The 26,864-nt window shown below is 35.9% G+C and carries 26 protein-coding genes and 1 tRNA gene; 21 read left to right on the top strand and 6 right to left on the bottom strand.

Annotation, left to right across the window (positions count from 1 at the left end; all coding sequences use genetic code 11):
- Positions 1-122: 122 nt before the first annotated feature.
- On the bottom strand, positions 123-359 hold the full coding sequence (locus RMO03_RS12920; RefSeq protein ID WP_309642520.1) for a DUF2007 domain-containing protein: 237 nt from the start codon (positions 357-359) through the stop codon (positions 123-125).
- A gap of 106 nt (positions 360-465) precedes the next feature.
- On the opposite strand from RMO03_RS12920, the gene rnr reads away from it, so the two are divergent.
- From rnr to RMO03_RS12895, 5 genes are all read left to right on the top strand, one after another.
- Positions 466-2,646, top strand: a complete 2,181-nt coding sequence (gene rnr / locus RMO03_RS12915) for a ribonuclease R (RefSeq protein WP_309642519.1) — start codon at positions 466-468, stop codon at positions 2,644-2,646.
- A 1-nt stretch (position 2,647) separates the two neighbouring features.
- Complete coding sequence (locus tag RMO03_RS12910) at positions 2,648-3,316, top strand: head GIN domain-containing protein (RefSeq protein ID WP_309642518.1); 669 nt, start codon at positions 2,648-2,650, stop codon at positions 3,314-3,316.
- 35 nt (positions 3,317-3,351) lie between these two features.
- Positions 3,352-4,026 carry a LysE family transporter gene (locus RMO03_RS12905; protein WP_309642517.1) on the top strand — a complete coding sequence of 225 codons (675 nt, stop codon included), beginning with the start codon at positions 3,352-3,354 and terminating at the stop codon, positions 4,024-4,026.
- A gap of 114 nt (positions 4,027-4,140) precedes the next feature.
- Positions 4,141-4,380, top strand: a complete 240-nt coding sequence (locus RMO03_RS12900; RefSeq protein ID WP_309642516.1) for a hypothetical protein — start codon at positions 4,141-4,143, stop codon at positions 4,378-4,380.
- 10 nt (positions 4,381-4,390) lie between these two features.
- Positions 4,391-4,783: a VOC family protein gene (locus RMO03_RS12895; RefSeq protein ID WP_309642515.1), complete on the top strand. Its 393-nt coding sequence runs from the start codon at positions 4,391-4,393 to the stop codon at positions 4,781-4,783.
- Between the two features lie 138 nt (positions 4,784-4,921).
- Here the strand turns inward: RMO03_RS12895 and RMO03_RS12890 are convergent.
- A tRNA-Cys gene (locus tag RMO03_RS12890) sits at positions 4,922-4,992 on the bottom strand.
- A gap of 82 nt (positions 4,993-5,074) precedes the next feature.
- On the bottom strand, positions 5,075-5,434 hold the full coding sequence (gene folB, locus RMO03_RS12885; protein ID WP_309642514.1) for a dihydroneopterin aldolase: 360 nt from the start codon (positions 5,432-5,434) through the stop codon (positions 5,075-5,077).
- 135 nt (positions 5,435-5,569) lie between these two features.
- Between folB and RMO03_RS12880 the strand changes: the two genes are divergently transcribed.
- The 8 genes from RMO03_RS12880 (at position 5,570) to RMO03_RS12845 (ending at position 11,915) form a co-directional block, all read left to right on the top strand.
- On the top strand, positions 5,570-7,666 hold the full coding sequence (locus RMO03_RS12880; protein WP_309642513.1) for a glutamine--tRNA ligase/YqeY domain fusion protein: 2,097 nt from the start codon (positions 5,570-5,572) through the stop codon (positions 7,664-7,666).
- 311 nt (positions 7,667-7,977) lie between these two features.
- Complete coding sequence (locus tag RMO03_RS12875; RefSeq protein ID WP_309642512.1) at positions 7,978-8,307, top strand: YtxH domain-containing protein; 330 nt, start codon at positions 7,978-7,980, stop codon at positions 8,305-8,307.
- A gap of 4 nt (positions 8,308-8,311) precedes the next feature.
- Complete coding sequence (locus tag RMO03_RS12870; RefSeq protein ID WP_309642511.1) at positions 8,312-8,662, top strand: competence protein; 351 nt, start codon at positions 8,312-8,314, stop codon at positions 8,660-8,662.
- Positions 8,663-8,664: 2 nt separating this feature from the next.
- Entirely contained in the window at positions 8,665-8,919 is a 255-nt protein-coding gene (locus RMO03_RS12865; RefSeq protein ID WP_309642510.1) for a DUF6327 family protein, read from the top strand.
- A 67-nt stretch (positions 8,920-8,986) separates the two neighbouring features.
- Positions 8,987-9,646, top strand: coding sequence for an outer membrane beta-barrel protein (locus RMO03_RS12860; RefSeq protein WP_309642509.1), 660 nt, complete (start codon positions 8,987-8,989; stop codon positions 9,644-9,646).
- Positions 9,647-9,863: 217 nt separating this feature from the next.
- A complete protein-coding gene (locus RMO03_RS12855) occupies positions 9,864-10,613 on the top strand; it encodes a hypothetical protein (protein ID WP_309642508.1) in 750 nt (249 codons plus the stop codon).
- A 4-nt stretch (positions 10,614-10,617) separates the two neighbouring features.
- Positions 10,618-11,214 carry a hypothetical protein gene (locus RMO03_RS12850; protein ID WP_309642507.1) on the top strand — a complete coding sequence of 199 codons (597 nt, stop codon included), beginning with the start codon at positions 10,618-10,620 and terminating at the stop codon, positions 11,212-11,214.
- 8 nt (positions 11,215-11,222) lie between these two features.
- Entirely contained in the window at positions 11,223-11,915 is a 693-nt protein-coding gene (locus RMO03_RS12845) for an outer membrane beta-barrel protein (RefSeq protein ID WP_309642506.1), read from the top strand.
- Between the two features lie 40 nt (positions 11,916-11,955).
- On the opposite strand, the gene gltX is transcribed toward RMO03_RS12845, so the two are convergent.
- The gene (gltX, locus tag RMO03_RS12840; protein ID WP_309642505.1) at positions 11,956-13,461 is read right to left on the bottom strand and encodes a glutamate--tRNA ligase; all 1,506 of its coding nucleotides are present in this window, start codon (positions 13,459-13,461) and stop codon (positions 11,956-11,958) included.
- 153 nt (positions 13,462-13,614) lie between these two features.
- Here gltX and RMO03_RS12835 point away from each other — a divergent pair, with 153 nt between their 5' ends.
- From RMO03_RS12835 to RMO03_RS12805, 7 genes are all read left to right on the top strand, one after another.
- Positions 13,615-17,019, top strand: coding sequence for a DUF4175 family protein (locus RMO03_RS12835; RefSeq protein WP_309642504.1), 3,405 nt, complete (start codon positions 13,615-13,617; stop codon positions 17,017-17,019).
- Positions 17,012-17,437, top strand: a complete 426-nt coding sequence (gene ybeY / locus RMO03_RS12830) for an rRNA maturation RNase YbeY (protein ID WP_309642503.1) — start codon at positions 17,012-17,014, stop codon at positions 17,435-17,437. Before RMO03_RS12835 ends, ybeY begins: the two co-directional genes overlap by 8 nt.
- Positions 17,438-17,446: 9 nt before the next feature.
- Complete coding sequence (mnmG, locus tag RMO03_RS12825; RefSeq protein WP_309642502.1) at positions 17,447-19,318, top strand: tRNA uridine-5-carboxymethylaminomethyl(34) synthesis enzyme MnmG; 1,872 nt, start codon at positions 17,447-17,449, stop codon at positions 19,316-19,318.
- Positions 19,319-19,405: 87 nt separating this feature from the next.
- Complete coding sequence (locus RMO03_RS12820; RefSeq protein ID WP_309642501.1) at positions 19,406-19,840, top strand: hypothetical protein; 435 nt, start codon at positions 19,406-19,408, stop codon at positions 19,838-19,840.
- Positions 19,840-20,691 carry a class I SAM-dependent methyltransferase gene (locus RMO03_RS12815; protein WP_309642500.1) on the top strand — a complete coding sequence of 284 codons (852 nt, stop codon included), beginning with the start codon at positions 19,840-19,842 and terminating at the stop codon, positions 20,689-20,691. Before RMO03_RS12820 ends, RMO03_RS12815 begins: the two co-directional genes overlap by 1 nt.
- A gap of 54 nt (positions 20,692-20,745) precedes the next feature.
- The gene (locus RMO03_RS12810; RefSeq protein ID WP_309642499.1) at positions 20,746-21,306 is read left to right on the top strand and encodes an OmpH family outer membrane protein; all 561 of its coding nucleotides are present in this window, start codon (positions 20,746-20,748) and stop codon (positions 21,304-21,306) included.
- A 153-nt stretch (positions 21,307-21,459) separates the two neighbouring features.
- Positions 21,460-23,736 carry a helix-turn-helix domain-containing protein gene (locus RMO03_RS12805; RefSeq protein ID WP_309642498.1) on the top strand — a complete coding sequence of 759 codons (2,277 nt, stop codon included), beginning with the start codon at positions 21,460-21,462 and terminating at the stop codon, positions 23,734-23,736.
- A gap of 35 nt (positions 23,737-23,771) precedes the next feature.
- Here the strand turns inward: RMO03_RS12805 and RMO03_RS12800 are convergent, their stop codons facing one another.
- Together RMO03_RS12800 and RMO03_RS12795 are read right to left on the bottom strand one after the other, a co-directional pair.
- Complete coding sequence (locus RMO03_RS12800; protein WP_309642497.1) at positions 23,772-24,155, bottom strand: DoxX family membrane protein; 384 nt, start codon at positions 24,153-24,155, stop codon at positions 23,772-23,774.
- Positions 24,156-24,159: 4 nt separating this feature from the next.
- On the bottom strand, positions 24,160-25,308 hold the full coding sequence (locus RMO03_RS12795; RefSeq protein WP_309642496.1) for a DNA polymerase III subunit delta': 1,149 nt from the start codon (positions 25,306-25,308) through the stop codon (positions 24,160-24,162).
- A gap of 233 nt (positions 25,309-25,541) precedes the next feature.
- Here RMO03_RS12795 and RMO03_RS12790 point away from each other — a divergent pair, with 233 nt between their 5' ends.
- Complete coding sequence (locus RMO03_RS12790; RefSeq protein ID WP_309642495.1) at positions 25,542-26,729, top strand: phosphoglycerate kinase; 1,188 nt, start codon at positions 25,542-25,544, stop codon at positions 26,727-26,729.
- The last annotated feature ends 135 nt before the right edge of the window (positions 26,730-26,864 follow it).

The following is a 26,864-nucleotide window of genomic DNA, read 5'->3' as shown; positions in this document are numbered from 1 at the left end:
AACTACAAAATTCAAATTTAAAATTGAAAGTTATTGTAACTATGAACACGCTATAATAACCATCATAAAATAATTTTAAATCCCTTTTTCTTTTTGTAGTTTTTAATAGATGTTGAAAACTATTAAATGATATTTAGGTTTGGTCGATTTAATTCTTCAATAATTTCTTTGACTTTTAATAAATCGTTTGGATGCACTTTCAACTGAATTCCGCCATAAGCAATACTAGCGAGTGGATCAATCGAAATCAAATTCTCGTTCTGAAACAAATATGGAATTTCCTCATGATCTAAAATCGTTTTCAAGACCATGACTTCATGCGCAAAATTGAAAGTAGCAACCGTAACAAATTCCGTCATCTTTTTTTTATAAAGATAACCAAATGTTAGTTTTCTATTAAAACTCCTAACTTATAACTTATAACTTCCAACTATTTTGTAATTTTCAAACTTTAAGAAAAGAATTATGAGTAAGAAGCCTAAAAAATTTGGCAAAAGTGAGAAAACCTTCTCCGAAAAGATTTTAAAAATACTGTCAAAAAACGCCAATAAACCTTTCAACTACAAACAAATCGCTGCTATTCTCGAACTCGATGATACCAAAAGCAGAAACGAAATCATCAAAGATTTAAAGATTCTCGCCGCACAAAAAGTCATCATCGAATCAGAACCTGGAAAATATTTAGTCAAAGCGATGAGCCAGGAATATTACGAAGGCAAAATCGATATGACATCCAGAAAAACTGCATATTTTATTTGTGAAGATTTTGAAGACGACGTTTTCATTCCAACCAATAATCTGAATCACGCTTTAGATAAAGATAAAGTCAAAGTTTATGTTTACAATCGTCGCCGTGGGAAAAAACCAGAAGGCGAAGTCATTGAAGTTTTAGAACGCAACAAAACCGAATTCGTTGGTGTGATCGATATTCAAAAGAATTTTGCTTTTGTAACAACAGCCAATGCGAAAATGTATACCGATATTTTCATCCCAAAAGATAAAATTGGCGATGCCGAACAAGGCGATGTTGTGATTGCGAGAATAGAAGATTGGCCCAAAAAAGCTGACAGTCCGTTTGGTTCGATTATCAAAGTTTTAGGAAAACCTGGAGAGCATGATACAGAAATTCACGCCATTTTAGCCGAATACGGATTGCCATATGATTTCCCGATTGATGTAGAACTGTATGCGCAGAAAATCGATACTTCGATTCAAGAAAGTGAAATCAAAAACCGCCGCGACATGCGTGATACCTTGACCTTCACGATTGATCCAAAAGATGCTAAAGATTTTGATGATGCGCTTTCATTTAAAAAATTAGAGAACGGAAATTACGAAATAGGAATTCATATCGCTGATGTTTCTTATTATCTCAAAGAAGGAACCATCCTCGATGATGAAGCATACAATCGTGCGACTTCAGTATATTTAGTCGATCGTGTGGTGCCAATGCTTCCGGAAGTGTTGTCGAATTTCGCTTGTTCACTCCGACCGCAAGAAGAAAAATATACGTTTTCTGCGATTTTTGAAATCAATGAAAATGCACAAGTCATGAACCAATGGTTTGGAAGAACCGTGATTTTTTCGGATCAACGATTTGCTTATGAAGAAGCACAATACATCATTGAAACGAAAGACAATACAATTCCGGCAGAAACTTCCATCACCGGTAAATCTTATGTAGTGAATGATGCCATTGTTGCAGCAACTTTAAAACTTGATGAACTAGCGAAAATTCTCAGAAGAAAAAGAATGGCTGACGGTGCGATTTCTTTTGATAAAGTGGAAGTCAAATTCAATTTGAATGAAGCAGCAGAACCGGTTGGTGTTTATTTCAAAATTTCGAAAGATGCCAATCATTTGATTGAAGAGTTCATGTTATTAGCGAATCGAAAAGTCGCGGAATTCATTGGAAAACAGAAGAAAACGTTTGTTTATAGAATTCACGACGAACCGAATGAAGATAAACTGATCAATTTGCAAACGATTATTTCGAAGTTTGGCTATAGCATTAATTTCAAATCGAAAGCTGATATTTCAAAATCATTAAACAATTTATTGAATGAAGTGGTCGGCAAAAAAGAGCAAAATTTAGTCGATACACTCACGATTCGAAGCATGAGCAAAGCCAAATATTCTACTGATAACATTGGTCATTACGGATTGGCGTTCGATTATTATTCGCATTTCACGTCACCCATTCGTCGTTATCCTGATGTCATGGTGCATCGTTTGTTGCAGTATTATCTCGATGGCGGTAAATCGGTTGATGCTGAAGTCTATGAAGAAAAATGCGTACACACTTCAAACATGGAAGGTTTGGCTACGAATGCAGAGCGCGACAGCATCAAATATATGCAAGTGAAATACATGCAAGATCATAAAGATCAAGAGTTTTTAGGTGTTATTTCGGGCGTGACCGAATGGGGAATTTATGTTGAAATCGTAGAAAATAAATGCGAAGGAATGTGTAGAATTCGTGAAATAAAAGATGATTATTACACGTTTGATGATAAACAATATGCACTCGTTGGTGAGATTTTGAAGAATATTTTACAGTTAGGTGATGAAGTTGTGGTGAAAGTTAAAAATGCAGATTTAGTGAAAAAGCAACTCGATTTTCACTTCATCAGAAAAAACGAATAGTATGAATAAGATTGGTTTTTTATTGGTATTGTTGGCTACAAAATTCTTGTTCGCGCAAGAGAAAAATGTAGGCGATTTTAATAAAGTCACTTCATTCGACCAGATCGATGTAATGTTGATTCCATCACAGGAAAATAAAGTGATTTTGAATGGTTCGGGTTCTGAAGATGTGGAGTTGATCAACAAAAATGGGGAACTCAAAATCCGGATGCCATTGACTAAATTATTAAAAGGCGATGATGTTTCTGCGACGGTTTATTATACTAAAATCGATGCGGTTGAAGCTAATGAAGGTTCTCGTATTGCAAGTGAATCTGCAATAGAAGCTACCGATTTCGATATCATTACCAAAGAAGGATCGATCATCGATTTGGATTTGGATGTTGAAGATTTGCATTTGAAAATGAGTGATGGTTCTAAAGTTAATTTGGAAGGAAAAGCCACAAACCAAGATGTTGTCATCAATTCAGGCAGTATTTATAAAGCTCAGAAATTGAAAACAAAGCAAACTACAATTACCGCCAATACAGGAGCTGAAGGATTTGTGAATGCATCCGATCTCGTTGATGCAAAAGTCAGAGCTGGTGGAAAAATATCCATTTATGGAAAGCCAAAACAAGTGGATAGAAAGGTGATTGCGGGTGGAAAAATTTATGAAAAAGAAGAATAAAAAAATATTGTTATTTTTACATAAATAACACATCAATGATTGAAGATATTATTACCGGAATTCCGTTGGGTATTTTTTTGAGTTTTCTGGTAGGTCCCGTTTTTTTTGTATTGTTAGAAACCAGCGCTGTAAAAGGATTTAGAGCGGCTTTTGTGTTTGATGTTGGTGTTGTATTGGCTGATATTTTGTTTATAGCCGTGGCTTATTTCAGTAGTTATCGGTTGATTCAAACCATAAAAAATGATCCCGCGATTTTTATTTTTGGAGGCATTATGATGTTGACTTACGGCATCATTTCTTTTATTAAATTAAAAAAAGTCAGTAAAAATATCGACGAAATAGCGGTTGAAGAACTCATCAAAAAGAACTATTTGAGTTTGTTTTTCAAAGGATTTTTTCTGAATTTCATCAATGTTGGCGTGCTCTTATTTTGGTTTATGATATTGATTACTATTGGACCAAAACTAGAATTGGAAACTTCAAGAATGATTGTCTTTTTCTCTACTGTTTTACTGACTTATCTTATCGTTGATATTGGCAAAATACTACTCGCCAAACAGTTAAGAAATCAAATGACACCGTCTAATATTTTAAAAATCAAAAAAGGCATCAGTATTTTATTGGTGATTTTTGGGTTGGTTTTGATGTTTCAAGGTTGGTTTCCGAGCGACCAGAAATTGGTGAAGAAAGCTTTGGAGAAGATTGAATAAACAATTGTTTATCCAATATTTCACGTCCATATTAATATAATTTATTCATAATATTATACAATACAATCTCATTGATAACGCTTTATATTTACCACACTAGTAAATAGAAACGTTATGATACACCAACTAAAACCATCAATCTTAGTCGAAACACCTTTAGGAACCGGTCAGGCATTGTTCATTATTGATTATGGAATGCATCAAAACACTTGTTGGATTGTGGCACTTCAAAGCAATGGTGTAATCAAACATTTCGACTGTAACGATGTGATTCTTTCAACAAATTATACTTATGGAATGAATTTGAGAAAGAACAATTTTAACAATGATGCAGACAAAACTAAAGAGAAATAAATTTAAAATCATGAAAACAAGGTTAATATGGGGAAATTTAGTTTCTAACGATTTAGAAAAAACAGCAAAGTTTTATACTGATTTGGGTTTTATACTTAATGGTGAGTCAGAAGAAATGACAAGTTTTAAATTTGGACAAAACGGATTTATAATCAATTTCTTCACCAAACAAAGATTAGAAAAAGCTGTAAACGGCAACCTAACGGATGCCAAAAACCAAAACGAAATTATATTTTCTCTTTCAGCTGAAAGTAAACAGAATGTGGATGAATGGGTCGAAAAAGTCAAATTGGCAGGCGGCACTATTTTCGCAGAACCACAAAACTATGAACAAGGCTATACGTTTGGTTTTTCAGATCCTGACGGTCATAAATTCAATATTTTGTATTGGCCAGGAATGTAGCAAGGTATAGAGGTAAATAAAAAAACTTCAATTATGGAAGTTTTTCTTTGAGGCATCTTTCAGATTCGAACACCACTTTAATTAATTTTTCCTAAAAATTTAAAACAAAAAAGCTTCCTATTTCTAGAAAGCTTTCAGAGGCATCGTCCGGATTCGAACCGGAGTAGGAGCTTTTGCAGAGCCCAGCCTAGCCGCTCGGCCACGACGCCATTATTATTGGTGGGCAAACTTAATAAATTATTTTGAATTCTGAATTTTAAATGTTGAAATTATTCTCAAAATCCTCAATCATCAATTTCTGTATTCTTCCATTTCTATCGTAACCGCTTCAACATCACCACCAATCGGCGGATTAATCTTAGAAACACCTAAAATAATTCTTGAAATCGATGGAATTTCCTTAAATATTCTCGCAATGATACGATGCGCTACATGTTCTAACAACTTCGAACGAATTGCCATTTCTTCCACGACAATGCTATTCAAAAGCACATAATCTACCGTGTCGTCCAAATGATCACTGATCGAAGATTTTCTCAAATCGGTTTTTATTTCCAAATCAACAGAATAATCAGAGCCAATTTTTCCTTCTTCAACCAAACAGCCGTGATACGAAAAGGTTCTGATATTTTTTAGTTTAATATTTCCCATTTTATGTTTATTCGTGGATGTGGTTATTCGTTTATTCGATAAAAGTACAAAATATTCATAAGTACAAATAACCAAATCAACACATCCACGAATTTCCCAACTATTTTAATAACTTTGCGACTCTAAATTTTGATTATGTCAACCGAAGAAAAATCATTGAATTTTATCGAACAAATTATCGAAGAAGATCTCAAAAACGGATTGTCACCTGACAAATTGCGTTTTCGTTTTCCTCCCGAGCCTAATGGTTATTTGCATTTGGGTCATGCGAGTGCGATCGCTTTAAATTTCGGATTGGGCATAGATTATCAAGCACCGGTCAATCTGCGTTTTGATGATACGAATCCCGCCAAAGAAGAACAGGAATTTGTTGATGCAATCAAACGCGATGTGCAATGGTTGGGTTATCAATGGGCGGAAGAGCGTTATGCTTCTGATTATTTTCAACAGTTGTATGACTGGACGATAGTATTCATTAAGCAAGGCAAAGCGTATGTTGATAGTCAAACTTCTGAGGCAATGGCGATTCAAAAAGGAACGCCCTCAACCGTTGGTGTTGACAGCCCTTATAGAAACCGTTCCGTTGCAGAAAATTTAGACCTTTTCGAGCGTATGAAAAATGGCGAATTTGAAGAGGGAACACATATTCTACGAGCTAAAATCGATATGAAATCGACCAATATGCTCATGCGTGATCCTATCATGTATCGCATTCTTCACAAGCACCATCACAGAACCGGCGATGCTTGGTGCATTTATCCGATGTACGATTGGGCGCATGGAGAAAGTGATTATGTAGAGCAAATTTCGCATTCGTTTTGTACTTTAGAATTTTTGCCACACCGTGAATTATACGATTGGTTTTTGGATCAAATTTATGATTCGAATTTAATCCGTCCGAAACAAAGAGAATTCGCCAGAAGAAATTTAAGTCATACTGTTGTCAGCAAAAGAAAGTTGATGCAATTGGTGAAAGAAAATTTTGTCAATGGTTGGGATGACCCACGAATGTCTACGATTTCGGGTTTGAGACGACGAGGTTATACACCAATATCGATTAGAAATTTTGCGCATACCATCGGAATCGCAAAGCGTGATAACCTGATTGATGTTTCTGTTTTAGAGTTTTGCATCCGAGAAGATTTGAATAAAACAGCACCAAGAGTCATGGCGGTTTTAGATGCGGTGAAGTTGGTGATTACGAATTATCCCGAAGGACATGTAGAATGGCTTGACGCTGAAAACAACCAAGAAGATGAAGAAGCGGGTTATAGAAAAGTGCCATTTTCTAAGGAATTATTTATCGAAAGAGAAGACTTTTTAGAAGAAGCGCCGGCCAAGTTTTTCCGTTTGAGTATCGGAAAAGAAGTGCGTTTGAAAAATGCTTATATCATCAAAGGAGAAAGTGTCGTGAAAGATGCTGCCGGAAATATTACAGAAATTCATGCGACTTATGACACTGACAGTTTGAGTGGAAGTGGTTCTGAAGCCAGTCAACGCAAGGTTTCAGGAACATTGCATTGGGTTTCAATCGAGCATGCTGTGGAAGCAGAAGTGCGATTGTATGATCGATTGTTTGTGGATGAAGCACCAGATTCGCACAAAGAAAAAGATTTCCTTGAGTTTGTTAATCCGGATTCTTTGAAGGTTGTTACGGGCTATGTGGAGCCGAGTTTAAAAACGGCTCAAATAGAGGATAAATTCCAGTTTCAACGTTTGGGTTATTTCACTGTCGATAAAGATTCTGTGACAGAAAGTTTGGTTTTCAATAAAACGGTTGGACTCAAAGATGCGTGGGAAGAAAAAGGGAAAAAAGAGGAAAACAGCATCAACAATTCGTTGAAGGAAATCAATAAATATTTCAAAGTTGAAACGCAAGACGAAAGAAATGCTGTAGAAAAAATGATTGGAGAAAGCATTCAAAGCATCACTAATTTTAGTTTACTGCAAAATGCTTTGAAGAAAAACATCAACAATAATAAGAGTTCGTTGTTGTTCGCCAATTTCATGTTGAAATATTCAGACAAAATAAAACCGTCAGACTTTGATGCTGAAACCATTCATAAATTATATTCGATGTCAATGAAAAGCGAATCTTCATTCGTTCGTTTTGAAGCCATTAAAAATTTATTGAATGATAAAACGAATTTTGAAATTTTGAAACCTCAATTGACGGAATTAAAAAAGACAGAAAAAAACGAAACAGTGATCACGCTTTTGAATCCGATTTAATTTTCGATTAAAAATCTTTATTGTTTTAAACTATACAAAGCGTCTAATTTTAGGCGCTTTTCTTATTATTGTAAATGACTATTGATTTTTAAAATCACATCGAAAACAGCTATTACAAACGGCTCTTTTAAATTCGTTTTAAGGTGATTTTTTTATAAAAACAAATTCAGAGGCGGTGCGGTTGTAAACAGTTTATTAACGCGCTTTATTTTAGATTTTAGCTTTACAAAAGACACTTTAACGAGTTGTTAACCGTTCGTTGTTGATAAAGTAGTATCTTTAGCGGTGTGAAATTTTTAAATTATAATCTCATGTCAAATAAAACAGGAAATACCGTTGTTGCACTTTTAATCGGAGCTGCTTTGGGAGCCGTTGCCGGAATTTTGCTCGCACCAGACAAAGGGTCAAATACTAGAAAAAAAATCAAGGATGGTTTTGATCACGATAAGAATGATTTGAAAAATAAATTTGGAGCGCTTTCTGATAATCTGAAGGACAAATTATCGGATGCCAAATTCGACATGGAAGAAAGCTATGAAGATTTGGTTTCGAACATGAGTCACAAAACCGAAGATGTCATTTCTTTTTTAGAAACCAAATTGGCAGATTTGAAAAAGCAAAACGCCAAACTTCAAAAATAGCGTTATGGCTTTCGACGAATTAAAAGAACAAACCGAAGATATTCAAGATCAGGCGCAGGCTTATATTGAAAGCACTGTGGCCTATTATAAATTATGGGGATTTAAAGTCGCGATGAAATCGACAACAATGATTCTCAAATTCACTTTAATTCTCTTATGCTTCAGTATGGTTTTATTGTTTTGTTCTTTCGCCGCGGCATTTGCGATTGGTAAAGCTTTAGACAGTTATGCGTTAGGATTCTTAATCGTAGCGGGTGTTTATGCAGTTTTCACGGGACTTTTATTTTTGATTAAAGACAAAATCGTCGAAGGCAAAATCATGCAGAACTTCTCAGAAATCTTTTTTAACGACTAATTATGGAAGCTAAAAAATATGCCACTTACGCCGAGATTGAAAAAGATTTGGAAATCCTGAAACTTGAAAAGGATATTCAATATCAAAAGCTTTTGTTGAGTGTACAAAAAACCAGAGAAAGTTTTACGCCACAAGGCATTGTCAAGAATTTCTTAGGCTCTTACCAAACGATATTCTCAGAATCGTACATGACCATCATCAATATGGCGCTTCCATATTTAGTGAAATGGTTGTTCAAAAAATTTAAAAAGACATAATATTCGTCAAAAATAGTCTGTTGAATACCACAAAAACAGAGTACTTTAGCGAATATAAATTTACATTATGAAAAAAAGCCTAGTAATATTAGTTATTGTTTTAGTTGGTTTTCAAGTTAACGCACAATATCGCGAGAAAGATGGAAATCGAATCGGAATTTCGGCGGGTATCTCTCAGATGTCATTATTATCAAGCAATTTCAAAGCGAAACCAGAAATGGGTTTTATGGGTGGATTGTCGGTAAGAGGAAATTTCTACAATGATTTCAGCATGACCTATGGAATGCAGTTTATCAATAACAGCTTTTCATTGGAAACCCTTAGTACTTTAGGTAAAAAAGAAGATGCAAAATATACGGTATCTGGCGTTCAAATTCGATTGTTATTGAGTTATAATATTGTTGAAGATTATGTTGCCGTAGATTTCGGACCCGTACTTCAAGTTAATGGAAAACTCAAAGTCGAATCGAATAAAGAAAAAAATATTCTTACCGGAACGCTGTTAAAAGCTGAGGATATTGTAGATGTAACCACAATCAACGGAAACTTATATTTTGGAATGACGGCCGGAAGCAAAAGGGTCAAAGCGATTATTTTCTACCAATACGGTGTGAATAATTTCATGAACAAGCTCAATAAAGACGATGATTTGAAAGCTTTGAACGGCGGTAATAAATTTAAGGGTAATATTGGATTACTGGGAGCTCAGCTCTTAGTTAGTTTATAAAAAAGCTCCCAAATTTGGGAGCTTTTTTGTTTTTATATAGTTGCTATGGCTTTCTCCAAACACTTGATGGTTTCTTCTTCAAGGTATCAACTATTTCAATAGATGATGCAACCATCCATTTCATAGGATATTTTTTGTTAAAAAAAACCTAATGAAATCTTTAAATATTATATATTCGCAGCATTTTTTATTTAATTCACAAACACTTAATTTTTTTATGAAAAAAACACTAAGCATTTTACTAGTTTTTATTAGTTCTTTGGTTTTCTTTGGCTGTTCAAGTAGCGAACCAATAGCATGTTATCTTCCAGCGCCTATCGTTTCCAGTAATTCGCCTGTACTTTCGGGTCAATCGATAAACTTAATCACACCCATATATTCTGAATCTGCCAATGCAATTTATGAATGGACAGGGCCAAACGGATTTGTATCCAATGTACAAAACCCAACACTAACCACTGCTACCAGTGCAATGGCGGGTGAATATTCCCTAAAAACAACAATAGGGATTTGTGAAACTCCGGTAACAAAAACAACTGTTGAAGTCATTATCAATACTGTGACCTGTACACCAACAAATAATACGGCAACATTTACTGGTGCTTCGGATCCAAGTGCTAATTTTTACTTTTTTGATTCCTATGCTTTCACAGAAAATAGGTATCGATTTTTAGCTGGAGATGGTAGTTGGAATATATCCGTTGACTTTTTAGGCGACACAACCCCAACTTCCGGTATATACAGTATTGTAAATGCTGCAACAACATTAACGGCCAGCACTGTTAGAGTAACAGCGAGATACACATTTCTGAATGATACTTTCAAGGATTATTTTGCCAAATCAGGAGATGTATCAATTGCCTATGTAGGCGGAAAGGCAGTAATTAAATTTTGTGCGATTCCATTTGCCTTGCCAACATCAACAGGAACAGATTTTACGAGCACAACTCAATTCACTCAAGACTAAAGATATGAAAAGAATAGTTTTTATAGTACTTCTTTTTATTTCGTCGGTTTCCTTGGCTCAAACATCTTATATCATTGATAAAAAAGGCACAAAGCTATATGTCAGAGATGATGCGACGGAGGTTATATTGATTGATAAAAGAATCTCATACGTGCTTGTTGGCAAGACATGGGAAAAGTATGTAAAGTTTGACGACCTTGATTACGCAGCTATTGGATCAAGCGTATTAAAGTCATTCAATTTAAATCACAAGAAAAAATCACAAGTCTATTTTATTTACGGTCAAAAAGAAGACAAACAATTGATTGGTGTAGCGGTTACCGTAACATCAACTTCAGGGAACATGAGCTCTTCAAGAACTTTTTATGAATTGTATGTGATTGACAACGATCAGAATATCATTGAAGAACTTAAGATGGACGACAGCAAATCTAAAGATGATGTTGAGAAAAGAGCTAAAATTGCGCCGATGATCAAGAAATATTTTTCAGATTGTCCCGACATCATGTCAAAGCTTCAGGATAATGAAGGCTCAGATGAAAGGAATATGACTATTTTGGGATTTTTACACAACACAAAATATATTAATTGCAAACAATAACATTAAAAATGAAAAAACATATACTACTTTATTTAAGCATTATGCTATTAAGCTTTTCTTTATACGCTCAAGCTCCGAGAGGTTTTTATGGCGCGATAGGCTACAGTCAAACCAGTTTAAAGTCGTCGGATTTAATTACCGAATCAAAACCAGGGTTTTATGCAGGATTTAATTTTAATATGGGCTACCATGAAAATTATAATTACCAATTCGAGGCCATTTACAGACAAAATACAATCAGCGCTTCTTATGTAGACAATACCTACGCCGTAGCAAAGGATGCAGATTTAAAATACTCAACGATTGAAGTTGGTTTTTACTTGAATTACTACATCCTAAAACCCGATGAAGGTAAATTTTTCGTAGGACCTCAAGCCGGTATATTTGCTTCTTTTGGAGACAATCTTAGCGCAACTACTGAAGATGAAAACGGTCAAAACTACTTACCGTATTTAGTAGGTTCAAACAGCTTATCAGATTATGCTAAGATCAATTACGGTTTAGGATTAGGGCTAACAGGCGGTATCAATAAATTCAGATTTGATTTCAGATATAGCTTAGGAATGGCCAATCCATTGAAAGATGTGCAGACGAACAGCTATGATGCCAATAATAATTATACCGGAAGATCGTTATCTGCCAAAACAAACACATTGACCTTTGGCGTCAGTTACATGCTCTTAACAAGCAGGAAGAAGTAAAGAATACAAAAAAGTCCCGATTGATTCGGGACTTTTTTTATTATAACTTTTCGATAGCGGCTTCCAAACGTTTGATGGTTTCGGCTTTTCCGATCCAAGCCGCAATGTCGAATAAATGCGGACCTTTGAGTGCACCGACCAAACTCAATCGAAAAGGCTGCATGACTTTTCCCATACCGATTTCGTTTTTCGTCATCCAATCTTTGACAATGGTTTCTATGTTTGATGAAGAGAAATCACCGACATTTTCTAATACCGAAATCAATTCTTGTAATAATCTTGGCGTGTCGGCATTCCAGTTTTTGGCTGCTTTTTCATCGTATGAATTTGGCGCCTTGAAAAATAAATCACTAAGTTCCCAGAATTCAGAAACGAAATGCGCGCGTTCTTTGATCATTGAAACCAGAAGCTCAAGTTTATCACTGGCAACTGTAATTCCTTTTTCAGTTAAAACCGCAGCATAACTTTTCACAAGACTCGCGTTGCTTTGCTGTTGCAGATATTGATGGTTAAACCATTTATTTTTTTCAGGATCGAATTTGGCGCCTGATTTATGTACGCGGTTCAAATCGAAAGCATCTACGAGTTCATCCAGTGAAAATAATTCTTTATCCGTGCCGTCATTCCAACCTAATAGAGCTAAGAAATTAATAACAGCTTCAGGGAAAAACCCCTTTTCACGATAGCCGGACGAAATGCCTTCTTCAGTTTTCCATTCTAATGGAAACACAGGAAAACCTAATTTATCGCCGTCGCGTTTCGATAATTTACCGTTTCCAATAGGTTTTAAGATTAATGGTAAATGCGCAAATTCAGGTGCTTCCCAACCGAACGATCGGTATAATAAAACGTGCAATGGCATCGATGGCAACCATTCTTCGCCACGGATTACGTGTGAAGTTTCCATCAAATGATCGTCAACGATATTGGCCAAATGATACGTTGGCATGCCATCGCTTTTGAACAAGACCTTATCATCTAAAAGATTGGTTTCGAATTGAATATCGCCGCGAATGATATCATGCAGATGCAAAGTTTCATCAACGGGTGTTTTAAAACGGATGACGAAATCTTCACCGTTGGCAATTCTCTTGTCTGTTTCTTCTTTTGATATCACCAACGAAGTGTCAAGCTTTTCACGATTGTGCCAATTGTAGATGAATGTTTTGCTTTGTTCCTCATGCTGTTTTCTATGGAAATCTAGCGCTTCAGCAGTATCGAAAGCATAGTACGCATTTCCCGAATTGATGAGTTGATCCGCGTATTGTTTGTATAAATGTTTTCTTTCAGATTGTCGGTATGGACCGAATTTTTCATTCTTTCCAACAGTTTCACTTGGTGCAATTCCTAGCCAATCTAACGCTTCAAAAATATATTGTTCGGCTCCGGGAACGAAACGATTTTGGTCGGTATCTTCAATTCTGAGAAAGAAAACGCCGTTGTGTTTTTTAGCAAACAGGTAATTGAATAATGCGGTACGAACACCGCCAATGTGTAAAGGTCCGGTTGGACTGGGTGCAAAGCGCACGCGAACTGGTTTCGACATTTTAAAAATTTTGTGCAAAGATAGTAAGTTAGATTGTTGGATTTCTAGATTTTTAGCATCGATTTGAAGCCCGGAAACTTTGGAATTTTTTTAACGTTTTCGCATTCAGATAAAATCGTACTTTTAGCGGTTAGAATAAAAAAACTTGCACTATTGAAATCTTCCAATGTAATTTACCAAAAGTTAGAAATTTTTATCAAAAAATACTACACCAACGAATTGATTCGCGGCGTGTTATTCTTTGTGGGCTTAGGATTGTTGTACTTCTTGTTTACGCTTTTCCTCGAGTATTTCCTTTGGCTTAAACCGATGGGAAGAACGATCTTGTTCTGGGTTTTCGTCGGTGTTGAATTGTTTTTACTAGTTCGCTATATTGTCTTTCCGGTTTTCAAGTTGTTTAAAATCCAAAAAGGAATTGATTATCAGGAAGCTTCTATCATTATTGGAAATCACTTTTCGGAAGTCAGCGATAAGTTGACGAATTTTCTTCAATTGGCTTCAGATGATAATCAATCGGAATTGCTTTTAGCATCGATAGACCAGAAAGTCAATACGTTGCAGCCGATTCCGTTTGGAAGTGCAATTAATTTTAATGCCAATAAAAAATACCTGCCATTGGCGTTGTTGCCGCTTTTATTCTTTGCCTTCTTTTATCTATCGGGCAATAGCAATATGATTTCGCAAAGTTTCAATCGTGTGGTACATTATAAAGAACAGTTTATTCCGCCCGCACCGTTTGAATTTGTGATTGTAAATCCTGCATTGCAAACCGAACAGAATAAAGACTTCATACTGTTGTTGCATACCAAAGGAAAAATTGTTCCTGAAAATGTGATGATTTTTATTAATGATGAAAGTTATTTTATGGAATCGGTGAAGCCGGGTGAATTTCAATACAAATTCTCGAAACCTATTGCTAATATTGATTTCCATGTCGAAGCGAATGCAGTGACTTCATCTGAATATGAATTGAAAGTGATTACAGTTCCTTCGATTGCTAACTTCGAAATGCATTTGAATTTTCCGTCTTATTTGAATAAAAAATCTGAAACAATCAAAGGTTCTGGAAATGCTATTATTCCGGAAGGCACAACGGTTTCGTGGAAAATTAATACACAAGCTACGCAAAATGTCGAGTGGTCGGATATGAAATCATTGACGCCGTTTTCTAAAAATGAGAATACGTTTTCATTGTCGAAATCTATTTTTCAAAATACCGATTATCAAATATTGACTTCTAACGAAAAAGTAAAGAACTACGAGAAGCTCAATTATCAGATTTCCGTGATTAAAGATCAATTTCCAACGATCAATGTAGATCATGCGCCGGATAGTTTAAAAACAGAGAAAACGTATGTAATTGGCCAAGTTTCGGATGATTATGGATTGTCTAAGCTTCAAGTTGTTTATTATGAGAAAGACAAGCCGAATACTGCTAAGAGAGGGATTATTGCCGTGAAGAAAGATATTTATGATCAGTTTGTATTTTCTTTTCCGAGTACATTGCCCGTGGACCAAGGTATTACATATGAATATTATTTTGAAGTTTTTGACAATGATGTGGTGCATCATTTTAAAAGCACAAAATCTTCAGTTTTTTCAAACCGTATTGTTACTGATGTAGAAAAAGAAGACCAGGTATTACAGCAACAAAACAATAGCATTAATGGTTTGGAGAAATCATTGAAGAATCAGGATAAGCAAATTTCTGAAATCGAAAAATTGCAAAAAGCAGGGAAAGAAAAAGACAATTTAGAGTTTAAAGACCAACAGAAAGTTAATGAGTTTATCAATCGTCAGAAGCAGCAAGACGCGATGATGAAAGAGTTTGCGGAGAAAATGAAAGAGAATCTTGATAAATTCAAAACCGATAAAAAGGACGAGTTTAAAGAAGAGTTGCAAAAGCGTTTGGAAAAAGCGGATAAAGACTTGGAGAAAAATCAAAAGCTGCTTGACGAATTGAAAGCATTGAATGACAAAATCAAGAATGAAGAACTCATGGAAAAGCTTGATAAGTTCAAGCAAAACAGTAAAAATCAGACTAAGAATTTAGAGCAATTGGTTGAACTGACCAAGAAATATTATGTAGAAAAGAAAGCAGAGCAATTGGCGGATAAACTGGATAAACTTGCAGAAAAGCAAGATAAATTATCGGAGAATGAAAAAGAAAATTCTACTGAAAAGCAGAACGAAATTAATAAAGAGTTTGATAAAATACAGGAAGATTTAAAAGATTTGCAAAAGGAAAATAAAGAATTGAAATCGCCTATAGATATTCCGAATGATGCTGAAAAAGAGAAAAGCATAGATGAGGATTTGAAAAAAGCATCCGAAGAATTGCAAAAAGAAAAGAAAGATAAAGCCAAGCCAAAACAGAAAAGCGCTGCTAAGAAAATGAAGGAAATGTCCATGAAAATGGATGAAGGCATGCAAAGTTCTGAGATGGAACAAATAGAAGAAGATGTGAAAATGTTGCGTCAAATTCTGGATAATTTGTTGGCATTTTCTTTTTCTCAAGAGGAAGTGATGGGGCAATTTAAAGGTTTGAAAAGAGGTTCGCCGTCATTTAATAAAAACCTAAAAATCCAACAGAATTTAAAACAGCAATTCAAGCATGTTGATGATAGCTTATTTGCTATGTCATTGAGAAATCCGAAGATGGCAGAAAATATCACAGAAGAAATAGGTAACGTACATTATAACATCGATAAAGCTTTAGAGAGTTTGGTTGAAGCTCAAATACCGAAAGGATTGTCGCACCAGCAGTATACTATTTCATCAGCTAATAAATTGGCGGATTTTTTAAGCGATATTTTGAATAATATGCAAATGTCTTTGTCTGGAATGGGAATGGGAAAACCAAAGCCTGGTCAAGGCCAAGGAATGGGGATGCAGTTGCCGGATATTATTAAAAAGCAAGAAGGTCTTGGTGAAAAAATGAAAGACGGTATGAAAAAAGGGGATAAGCCCGGAGACAAACCTGGAGAAGGTAAAAAGCCAGGTGACGGTAAGAAACCCGGCGAGGGAAATAAGCCAGGTGAAGGAAACAAACCAGGTGAAGGTGAAAAAGGAAAATCAGGAAAAGATGGTAAAAACGGAGGAGGAGACGGCAACAGTCAGAGTGGAGAAAGCAATGAAGATGGCGAAGGAGATGCAAAAGCAATCATGGAGATTTATAAAGAACAAAAGCAGTTGCGAGATGCTTTACAAAACGAGTTAGATAAGCAAGGCATGGGTGGCAATGGTCAAAACGCCATCGATCAGATGAAGCAGATAGAAAAGCAATTATTGAATAAAGGATTTAATAATGAAACTTTGCAAAAGGCTTTGAATTTAAAATATGAATTATTAAAACTTCAAAAAGCGATCCAGCAACAAGGCGAGGACAAGAAAAGGCAATCGGAAACGAATGCTAAGGAGTTTTCTAATAAAAGTAATGTCTTGCCGTCTAGCCTGCAACAATATCTCAATAGTGTTGAAATTTTAAATAGACAAAGCTTACCTTTGCGCTCCAATTTCAACCAGAAGGTTCAAGAATATTTTAAAAGCAATGATTAGTTTTAATTACGAAACGGATTTTAAATTACCCAAACACAAAACATTTTCTAAATGGTTATCTGAAGTCATTGTATCTGAGAATAAGAAGGAAGGTGAGATTAATTATATCTTTTGCGATGACGATTATTTGTTAGAAATTAATCAGCAATATCTTAATCACGATACTTTAACCGACATTATTAGTTTTGATTATTCTGTAGGAAATGAACTACATGGAGATATTTATGTATCTATTGAAAGAATTCGTGAAAACGCCACTGATTTTAATGTTTCTTTTGATGAAGAATTGAAAAGAGTTATGGTGCACGGAGTGCTTCATTATTGTGGATATAAAGATAAGTCGAAAGAAGACGAGGCTTTAATGCGTTCGAAAGAAGATGAAAAGATGAAATTGTTTCACGTGGAACAAAAAAAATAAAGTATTAAGATGTTTCAAGATGTATATGATGTAATTGTAGTTGGCGCCGGACATGCTGGTTCTGAAGCTGCCGCTGCTGCTGCCAATTTGGGATGTAAAACCCTATTGGTTACGATGAGTTTGCAGAATATTGCTCAAATGTCTTGTAATCCAGCAATGGGTGGAATAGCCAAAGGACAAATTGTTCGGGAAATTGATGCTTTGGGCGGTTACTCGGGAATTGTGTCTGACAAAACGGCGATTCAGTTTAAAATGCTTAACAAGTCGAAAGGACCGGCTATGTGGTCTCCAAGGGTTCAAAGCGATAGAATGCGATTTGCTGAAGAATGGCGATTGATGTTAGAGCAAACACCTAATCTTGATTTTTATCAAGAAATGGTAAAAGGGCTATTGATTAAAGACCATAAAATAGTTGGTATTAAAACTTCTTTAGGGATTGAAATAAAAGCAAAGACTGTTGTTTTAACTAATGGCACGTTTCTTAATGGCTTGATTCATATTGGTGACAAACAATTTGGAGGTGGTAGAGCAGGAGAAAGTGCGGCATATGGAATTACAGAAGATTTGGTAAATGCGGGTTTCGATTCCGGCAGAATGAAAACCGGAACACCACCAAGAGTTGACGGAAGATCTTTGGATTATTCTAAAATGAATGAAGAAAAGGGCGACGTTAAACCCGATAAATTTTCCTATTCAGACCTTACCAAGCCGTTGATTCATCAAAAGTCTTGTCACATGACTTATACGTCGCTGGATGTTCATGATATTTTACGTGAGGGTTTCGAACGCTCTCCAATGTTCAACGGAAGAATTAAAAGCATCGGACCGCGCTATTGCCCATCTATTGAAGATAAAATCAATCGTTTTGCAGATAAGGAAAGACATCAGCTGTTTGTTGAGCCCGAAGGATGGAATACTGTTGAGGTTTATGTTAATGGTTTTTCTACATCGTTGCCAGAAGAAATTCAATTTAAAGCATTACGTTCTGTAGTAGGTTTTGAAAAGGTAAAATTCTTTCGCCCGGGTTATGCAATCGAATACGACTATTTTCCACCAACGCAACTAAAGCATACTTTAGAAACTAAACTTGTTGAAGGTCTATACTTTGCTGGTCAAATCAATGGCACTACAGGGTATGAAGAAGCTGCTTCTCAAGGTTTAATGGCAGGAATCAACGCTGCCTTGAAAACAAAAGAACAAGCACCGTTGATTTTAAAGCGAGACGAAGCCTACATCGGGGTTTTAATAGACGACTTAATTACTAAAGGAACAGAAGAACCTTATAGAATGTTCACCTCGAGAGCGGAGTTTAGAACGCTTTTAAGGCAAGACAATGCTGATTTTAGATTAACGCCTATGTCTCACGAGATAGGTTTGGCTTCTGAAAAGCGATTAAGACGCATGGAGCATAAGTTTAACGAATCAGATAAAATGGTAGCTTTTTTCAAAGAGACAAGCGTGAATATTGATGAAATTAATCCGGTTTTGGAAGCAAAAGAAACGACTTTAATCAATCAGTCCGATAAAATGTTTAAGATATTTTCTCGCCCGCAAATTGATTTAGAAGATATGTTGAAGTTGGATAAGGTCAAGTCATACCTGTTGGAAAATGAGCTGGATCAAGAGATTTTGGAGCAGGCAGAAATTCAAGTAAAGTATTCAGGATACATAGAAAAAGAACGCAATAACGCCAATAAATTAACGCGTTTGGAAGATGTGAAAATCCCTGAATTCTTTGATTATTATAAAATAAAATCGATGTCTATAGAAGCAAAACAGAAATTGACCAACATTAAACCAGTCACAATATCACAAGCTTCTAGAATAAGCGGCGTTTCACCAAGCGACATTTCTGTGTTGCTAATTTATATGGGAAGGTAAATGTTCCACGTGAAACGACATCTGCCAACTACTATAAATAAAGGAAAACTTGTTCTTTTTTTGTTTTGTATACTATTGGTAAATTGTGTGAGTAGAAAGCCAACAATTCAAATTCCAGATTATATTTTAGTACCAAACGGAAAAGAAGTAATAGGAAACAAAGAAGGTCTAACTGCATTTATTTTTGAAAACAACACCAAGAATTTACCCATTGAGAAGTTTCTTTCAATGAAGTTTAAATCAGATAATTATTTTGCTACAGAATATTGGGTTGTTATTGATAAAATAAAATATAAGATGATAGTTTACGATAATTCTGACTTTGAAAAATATTTCAATAGCGCCAATTACTCCGTTATCAATTTAGAGCCACAGAATGATCAAAGTGACCAACAAAGAAAATTTATTGCCATCTCAATGATTAATTCCAATAATGAAGATTGCCTTAAAGACGACTCGCTTTTCCAAAACATAACGGTCAATTACTTAAAAAAATTAAAAGACGAATATTACAATCAATAATGAATATTTCAAAGTACAAACCATATCTTAATGTTAAAGATCATTCTGTTTCAAAAGAAGAATTTACATTATATCGAGACGAATCCATCGATTTAGTATTCACGTATCCACAACCGGAAGAGCACAAATTAGCAGCTTATTACGAAAGTGAAGATTATATTTCTCATACCGATGGCAGTCGCTCATTTTTTGAAAAAGCCTATCAGTTTGTGAAGCAAATCGCTTTAAAAAACAAGTTGAAATGCATCAACCAACTACAAGAATCAAAAGGGATTCTTCTAGATATAGGTGCAGGAACGGGCGATTTCCTTGCTGTAGCAAAACAAGATGGTTGGCAAATTATCGGAATCGAACCCAACGATAAAGCCAAAATGATTGCCCAAAAAAAAGGAGTTTCTTTCGCCGAAAACACAGCATCACTTGAAGATCACTCTATCGATGCCATTACAATGTGGCACGTTTTAGAACATGTTCCCAATATTGAAAACCAAATTAAAGAACTCAAAAGATTACTGAAACCTTCAGGAACAATAATAATAGCTGTTCCAAATTTCAACTCTTACGACGCTAAATATTATAATTCTTTTTGGGCTGCTTTTGATGTACCAAGACATTTATGGCATTTTTCCAAGAAATCCATTAAATCTCTTTTTGAAAGAGAAAACCTTCATTTAGTAAAAATAGTACCCATGCTATTTGATGCGTTTTATGTTGCTTTACTTTCTGAAAAATACAAAACAGGACGAATGAATTACCTCAAAGCTTTCTTCATTGGATTACAATCCAATTGGAAAGCCAAATCAACGGGAGAATATTCTTCCCACATTTATATCATCAAAACGATAAAGTAATTTAACTCAAAATTCAATACTTTTGAAAATTCAATTTAATTAGAAACCAATCACATGAAAAAATTAGTACTACTTCTTGCTTTTGCATTTTCAATAGTAGCTTGTAACAATAATTCTACTACAACCAAAGCAAAAGAAATCAAAACCGCTTATGTCGACACGTCAAAATTATTAGAAGAATATACTGAAGCTAAAGACATTGGTGAGAAGTATAAGGCAAAGTCCGATGTGATGGGAAAAGAACTTGAAGCAGAAGTAGCAAAATTTAAAATTGAAGCTTCCAGTTTTCAAAAAAACGCGCAAGCCAACGGACAAGCTTGGGCACAAGAGAACGGATCAAGATTGCAAAAGAAAGAACAGGAATTGCGATATGCACAAGAAGGCATGGTGCATCAACTCCAACAAGAAAGCGGCGTAGAAATGGATTCATTAGTAGAAAATGTAAAAAAATTCATCAAAACATACGGCAAAGAAAAAGGCTACGACTACATCTACGGAACCGGAGAAGCGGTTTCTATTTTATACGCAAAAGACCAATACGATATCACCAAAGAAATCGTCAAATTGCTGAATGAAAAGTATAAATCCGGCGATAAGAAAGAGGCTAAAAAATAATTTAAAAAACCTATTAATTTTAGCCATTCTTTTTATTTATGAAAATTCGCACAACAATAAAAAATGCTCAATCAATAAGTGAGTTTGTTGTTGTAGAAATCTGATGTGAAATAAATTTCAATATTTTTACTTCAAAATTTCAATATCAGCCACATGGAAACCATCACAGCCGAAGCCAAATTCACGCTTCAATTCATCAACCAAACCCAACGATCTATTTTTCTAACCGGAAAAGCCGGAACAGGAAAAACCACATTATTACGCGAAATCATCAAAACCACACACAAAAACACTGTTGTGGTCGCGCCAACAGGAATCGCTGCTTTAAACGCATCCGGAGTTACGATTCATTCATTATTTCAATTGCCTTTCGGCGGATTTATCCCGGATAACATTACACCTCATTTTTCCGATGCTGTGAAATTCGAATCCAAAAACACTTTGGTTAGGAATTTCAAAATGAGCGGTTTAAAGAAAGCCGTTATCCGAAATATGGAATTGCTAATCATCGACGAAGTCAGTATGCTGCGCGCTGATTTATTAGACGCCATCGATTTTATGATGCAATCCGTTCGCAAAAACAAAAAACCATTTGGTGGCGTTCAGGTTTTATTCATAGGCGATTTAATGCAATTGCCACCCGTAATGCAAAACGAAGAATGGCAGATTTTGAAAAAGTACTACCGCGGAAAATTCTTTTTCCATTCACACGTCATTCAAAACAATCCGCCATTATACATCGAACTTTCTAAAATTTTCCGCCAATCAGATGATGTGTTTATTTCGATTTTGAATAACTTGAGAAACAACCAGATTTCACAGCAAGACATTCAGCATCTCAACGCACATGTGCAACCCAATTTCGATTTAAAATCCAATCAAGGTTATATTACACTAACGACACACAACGCCAAAGCCGACACGATCAACCAACAATCTTTGATTGATTTGAAAGGGACATTGGTCACCTATCAACCCGAAATTGTGGGCGATTTTCCCGAAAAAATTTATCCTGTTGATGCCAATCTACAATTGAAAATCGGCGCACAAGTCATGTTTGTTAAAAATGATTTGTCTTTTAATAAACAGTATTTCAATGGTAAAATGGGCATCATCGAATCGCTTTCGGATGAAGAAATATTAGTGCACTTTCCCGAAGAAAACAAATCGATTGCGGTAGAAAAATACGAATGGCAAAACATACGATACACCGTCAACGAAATGACCAAGGAAATCGAAGAAGAGGTTTTGGGAACATTCGTGCATTATCCACTCAAATTGGCTTGGGCGATTACGGTGCATAAAAGTCAAGGTTTAACTTTCGATAAAGCAGCTGTTGATGTGTCGCAAGTTTTTCTTCCCGGACAAGCGTATGTGGCGCTATCACGATTGCGTACTTTAGAAGGCTTGGTGTTGCTTTCGCCTTTGCGTATGAACGGCATTTCGAACGATGAGGAAGTCATGGAATATGCATCGAATAAAACGGCCGAATGCGATTTGGAACTGGCGTTGAAAAAAGAAACCCAAGCATTCATTCAACATTTTCTAAAAGAAGCGTTCGATTGGTCAAGTTTAGCACAAGAATGGCGCAACCATCAATTCAGTTATAACGAAAAATCGGAAGTTTCAGAAAAATCAAAACACGCTGTTTGGGCGAAAAAAAATTCAGAAACGATGGCCGAATTGCTCGAACCGGCAAGAAAATTCACAGCGCAATTAGACAAACTTTTTGCCGCGGAACCATTCAATTTCGAATTCATTTCAGAAAGAGTACAAGCTGCATTCGATTATTTCTTTTTGCCATTAGACAACCTCGTGCATGAAATTATTTGGAAACTCGAAGAAGTCAAACGCGTTAAAAAAGCAAAAGCCTTTTTCGAAGAATTGTTGGTTTTAGAAGAAGCACAAACCAAAGCTGTTCTTCGGTTGATGAAAACCAAAGTGTTCGTTCAAGCCATTGTTGAAGGACGAGAAATTTCGAAAGAAAATCTAAATACCATTGCGATAAAAAACTACAAAATCAATAAAGTCGAATCGATTCAAACGCAATTCAAATCAACGAACGTCACGTTAATTGAAGATGAATACGATGTAGAACGATATACATCTAAAAAAGCCACCAAAACAAAAGAACCAAAGAAATCCACTTTCCTAGTGACATACGAATTGTGGCAAGAAAAAAACTCCATTACCGAAATCGCCAACATTCGAAAACTCACCAAACAAACCATCTGCACGCATTTGGCGAAACTTATAGAAATCAAATCAATCAACATTGTCGATGTATTGCCACCGGATAAAATTGTAGCATTAACCAAAGCTTTTGAAGGTTATGAAGAAGCATCTTTAAATCCGCTCAAAGAAAAATACGGCGACACGTTTACTTGGGATGAATTGAAAATGTTTAAGGCAAGTCTGCCGGTGGAATAATCAAAATTTTTTGGCTCTGCGTCTTTGCGAGCGATTTAGCTTAGCCAGTAAACCACCATAACAGCCGGAATAAAATAAATCACAATCGTTCTCGCGCCATCATAGTCTTTCGCCAAACGCTGTCCGAATAACAACATAATCAAAGTGATACATGAGAAAACACCACCATACAATCCGAAAGCTCTGCCATTATTGACAAGCAATTGAATACCGCCAACAATACACAAAACGCCCGAAATCAATTCCAACACCAAAATGTGAAATAACGCTAATGGCACTTGGTTTTTCAAACGCGTTTTGGCAAAATGTTCTTTTAGCCAAGCCACATTACCCTTCCAATCCATGACTTTATCATAACCCGATTGAATGAAAGTAACCGCCAAAAAAGCCAAAATCAAAATAGAAGCAACATTAAACATAAGCCTATTTTTTATGAATTAAACGCGTGAGTTTGATCGACAAATCGGTTAAAATAATTTTCGCATTGCCGTTGCGCTCGATATGATACATTGCATCTGAAAGTTCCTTGAAAATCTCATTGATATTATTGCCATTGACAAAAGGCGCAAAATTCTCGAGTTTAAATTTTTCGATTTTAGGTTCCATATACACCAAACTTGTCGTCTGATAATTGAGCAACAAAGCCTGACGAAATAAATCAATGCAATAACTCAAAAATTTCTTTTGTGTTTCTCGGCCCAAACCCGCAATTTGCTCGCTCCAACCAATCAAATCCTGAATCGCAGCGGCATTGCCTTTGGCACGAAAAGCAGCGCGAACCCAATCGACAAACCATTTTTCAAAAACAACATCTTCACCGGTTTCTTGTAGCACTTGCACAGCTTTATTATAATTGCCCTGCGATTGATGCGCCAATTTAGAAGCGGTTCTCGGATCAACATTTTGACGCAAAACCAATGCTTCGGCAATCACTTTTTCAGGCAAAGCATTAAATTGCAACACCTGACAACGCGAACGAATCGTCTGAATAATGTCTTCCTCGTTTTCGGCAATCAGAATAAACAAAGTTTTATCTAAAGGTTCTTCAAGCAATTTCAATAATTTATTCGAGGCCGCAATATTCATTTTTTCCGCCATCCAAATGATCATAATTTTATAACCGCCTTCGTAGGATTTTAGCGCCAATGACTTTAGAATTTCTTGAGCATCTTCCACGCGAATTTCACCTTGCTTATTTTGCACGCCTAAAATTTGGTACCAATCAAACAAACTCCCATATGAGTTTTCAGTCAGAAACGAACGCCAATCTGCTATAAAATCTAAGCTTTTCGGATTTTTTTTAATTTCTTCAGTAGTCACCGTCGGATACACAAAATGCAAATCCGGATGCGAAAAAGAATGAAATTTCAAATTACAAGCATCATTGCCGCCCGAATTTTCTGTGCCAATATTATTGCACAAAATAAACTGTGCATAAGCAATCGCCATTGCCAAAGTACCACATCCTTCAGGCCCTACAAACAATTGCGCATGTGGAATCCGTCCCGAAAGCGCAGTCGTCGTCAAATGGTTTTTGATATAATCTTGTCCTAAAATTTCTGAAAATAGCATGAGCAAATATAACGGAAAGTTGTCAAGAGCCAAAGTTTATTCATTAGGAGCACCAACATCGTCTTAGTATGAAGCAGTAGTCCCGCTATACGCTACAATCTTTTGCGTCGAACGCCGCCGCAAAAGGATAACCGCTACTATCGGGGCTAATTTTTGAACGTCCATCCAAACTTAGATTGCCTCAAATTTTTTTAAATTGTATATTTGCGCCACACTTTTAAATTCACAAAACCATGAAAACGCTGGCAGACTTTAATTTCAAAAACAAAAGAGCTTTAATCCGTGTAGATTTCAACGTGCCTTTAGACGAAAACTTCCACGTGACTGATGCCACCAGAATCGAAGCTGCCAAACCAACCATCGACAAAATTCTTGCCGATGGCGGAAGCGTAATTTTAATGTCACATCTCGGCAGACCAAAAGGTGTCGAAGCCAAATATTCTTTAAAGCATATTTTAAAAACTGCTTCGGAAGTTTTAGGTGTTCCTGTAAAATTTGCAGAAGATTGCATTGGCGATGTTGCTAAAAATGCCTCAAAGAATTTGCAACCTGGCGAAGTTTTATTGCTCGAAAATTTGCGTTTTCATGCAGAAGAAGAAGCCGGCGATGTAGCGTTTTCAAAAGAATTGGCGTCGTTAGGCGATATTTATGTGAATGATGCTTTCGGAACGGCACACCGCGCGCATGCATCAACAACAATCATTGCACAATTTTTCCCGAACGACAAATGCTTCGGAACTTTATTGGCCAAAGAAATTGAAAGCTTGAATAAAGTTTTAAAAAACAGCGAAAAACCGGTAACTGCCGTTTTGGGCGGATCGAAAGTATCGTCTAAAATCACAGTAATTGAAAATATATTAGACAAAGTCGACCACATGATTATCGGCGGCGGAATGACTTTCACATTCGTCAAAGCGCTAGGCGGAAAAATCGGCGATTCGATTTGTGAAGATGACAAACAGGAATTGGCTTTAGAAATTTTGCGATTGGCCAAAGAGAAAGGTGTACAGATTCACATTCCAGTAGATGTGGTTGCGGCCAACGCTTTTTCAAACGACGCTCAAACCCAAATCATTGATGTCAATGCGATTCCCGACGGTTGGCAAGGATTGGATGCGGGACCAAAATCATTAGAAAATTTCAAAAAAGTAATTCTCGAATCAAAAACCATTTTGTGGAATGGACCATTAGGCGTTTTTGAATTGCCAAAATTCGCTAACGGAACGATTGAACTTGGAAATTATATTGCAGAAGCTACGTCAAAAGGTGCATTTTCACTTGTTGGTGGTGGCGATTCGGTTTCAGCAGTAAAACAATTTGGACTCGAAGAAAAAATGAGTTACGTGTCAACCGGTGGTGGTGCCATGCTCGAAATGCTGGAAGGAAGAACACTTCCGGGAATCGCTGCAATTCTCGATTAAAATCACAATTAACACGATGAAAAACAAAAATTTACAATATTTAGCACAACTTTAAGTTATAAGATTAGCTATATTTGTTATAAGATTCTTATTTTTGCCGCGTGCAATGGTTTGAAAAATAGCCACTTGTAGATT

Origin of the sequence: Flavobacterium sp., assembly GCF_031411595.1 — a bacterium.
GTDB lineage: Bacteria > Bacteroidota > Bacteroidia > Flavobacteriales > Flavobacteriaceae > Flavobacterium.
Note: the sequence above shows the minus strand (reverse complement) of the source record. Positions and strands in the feature narration are given on the sequence as shown.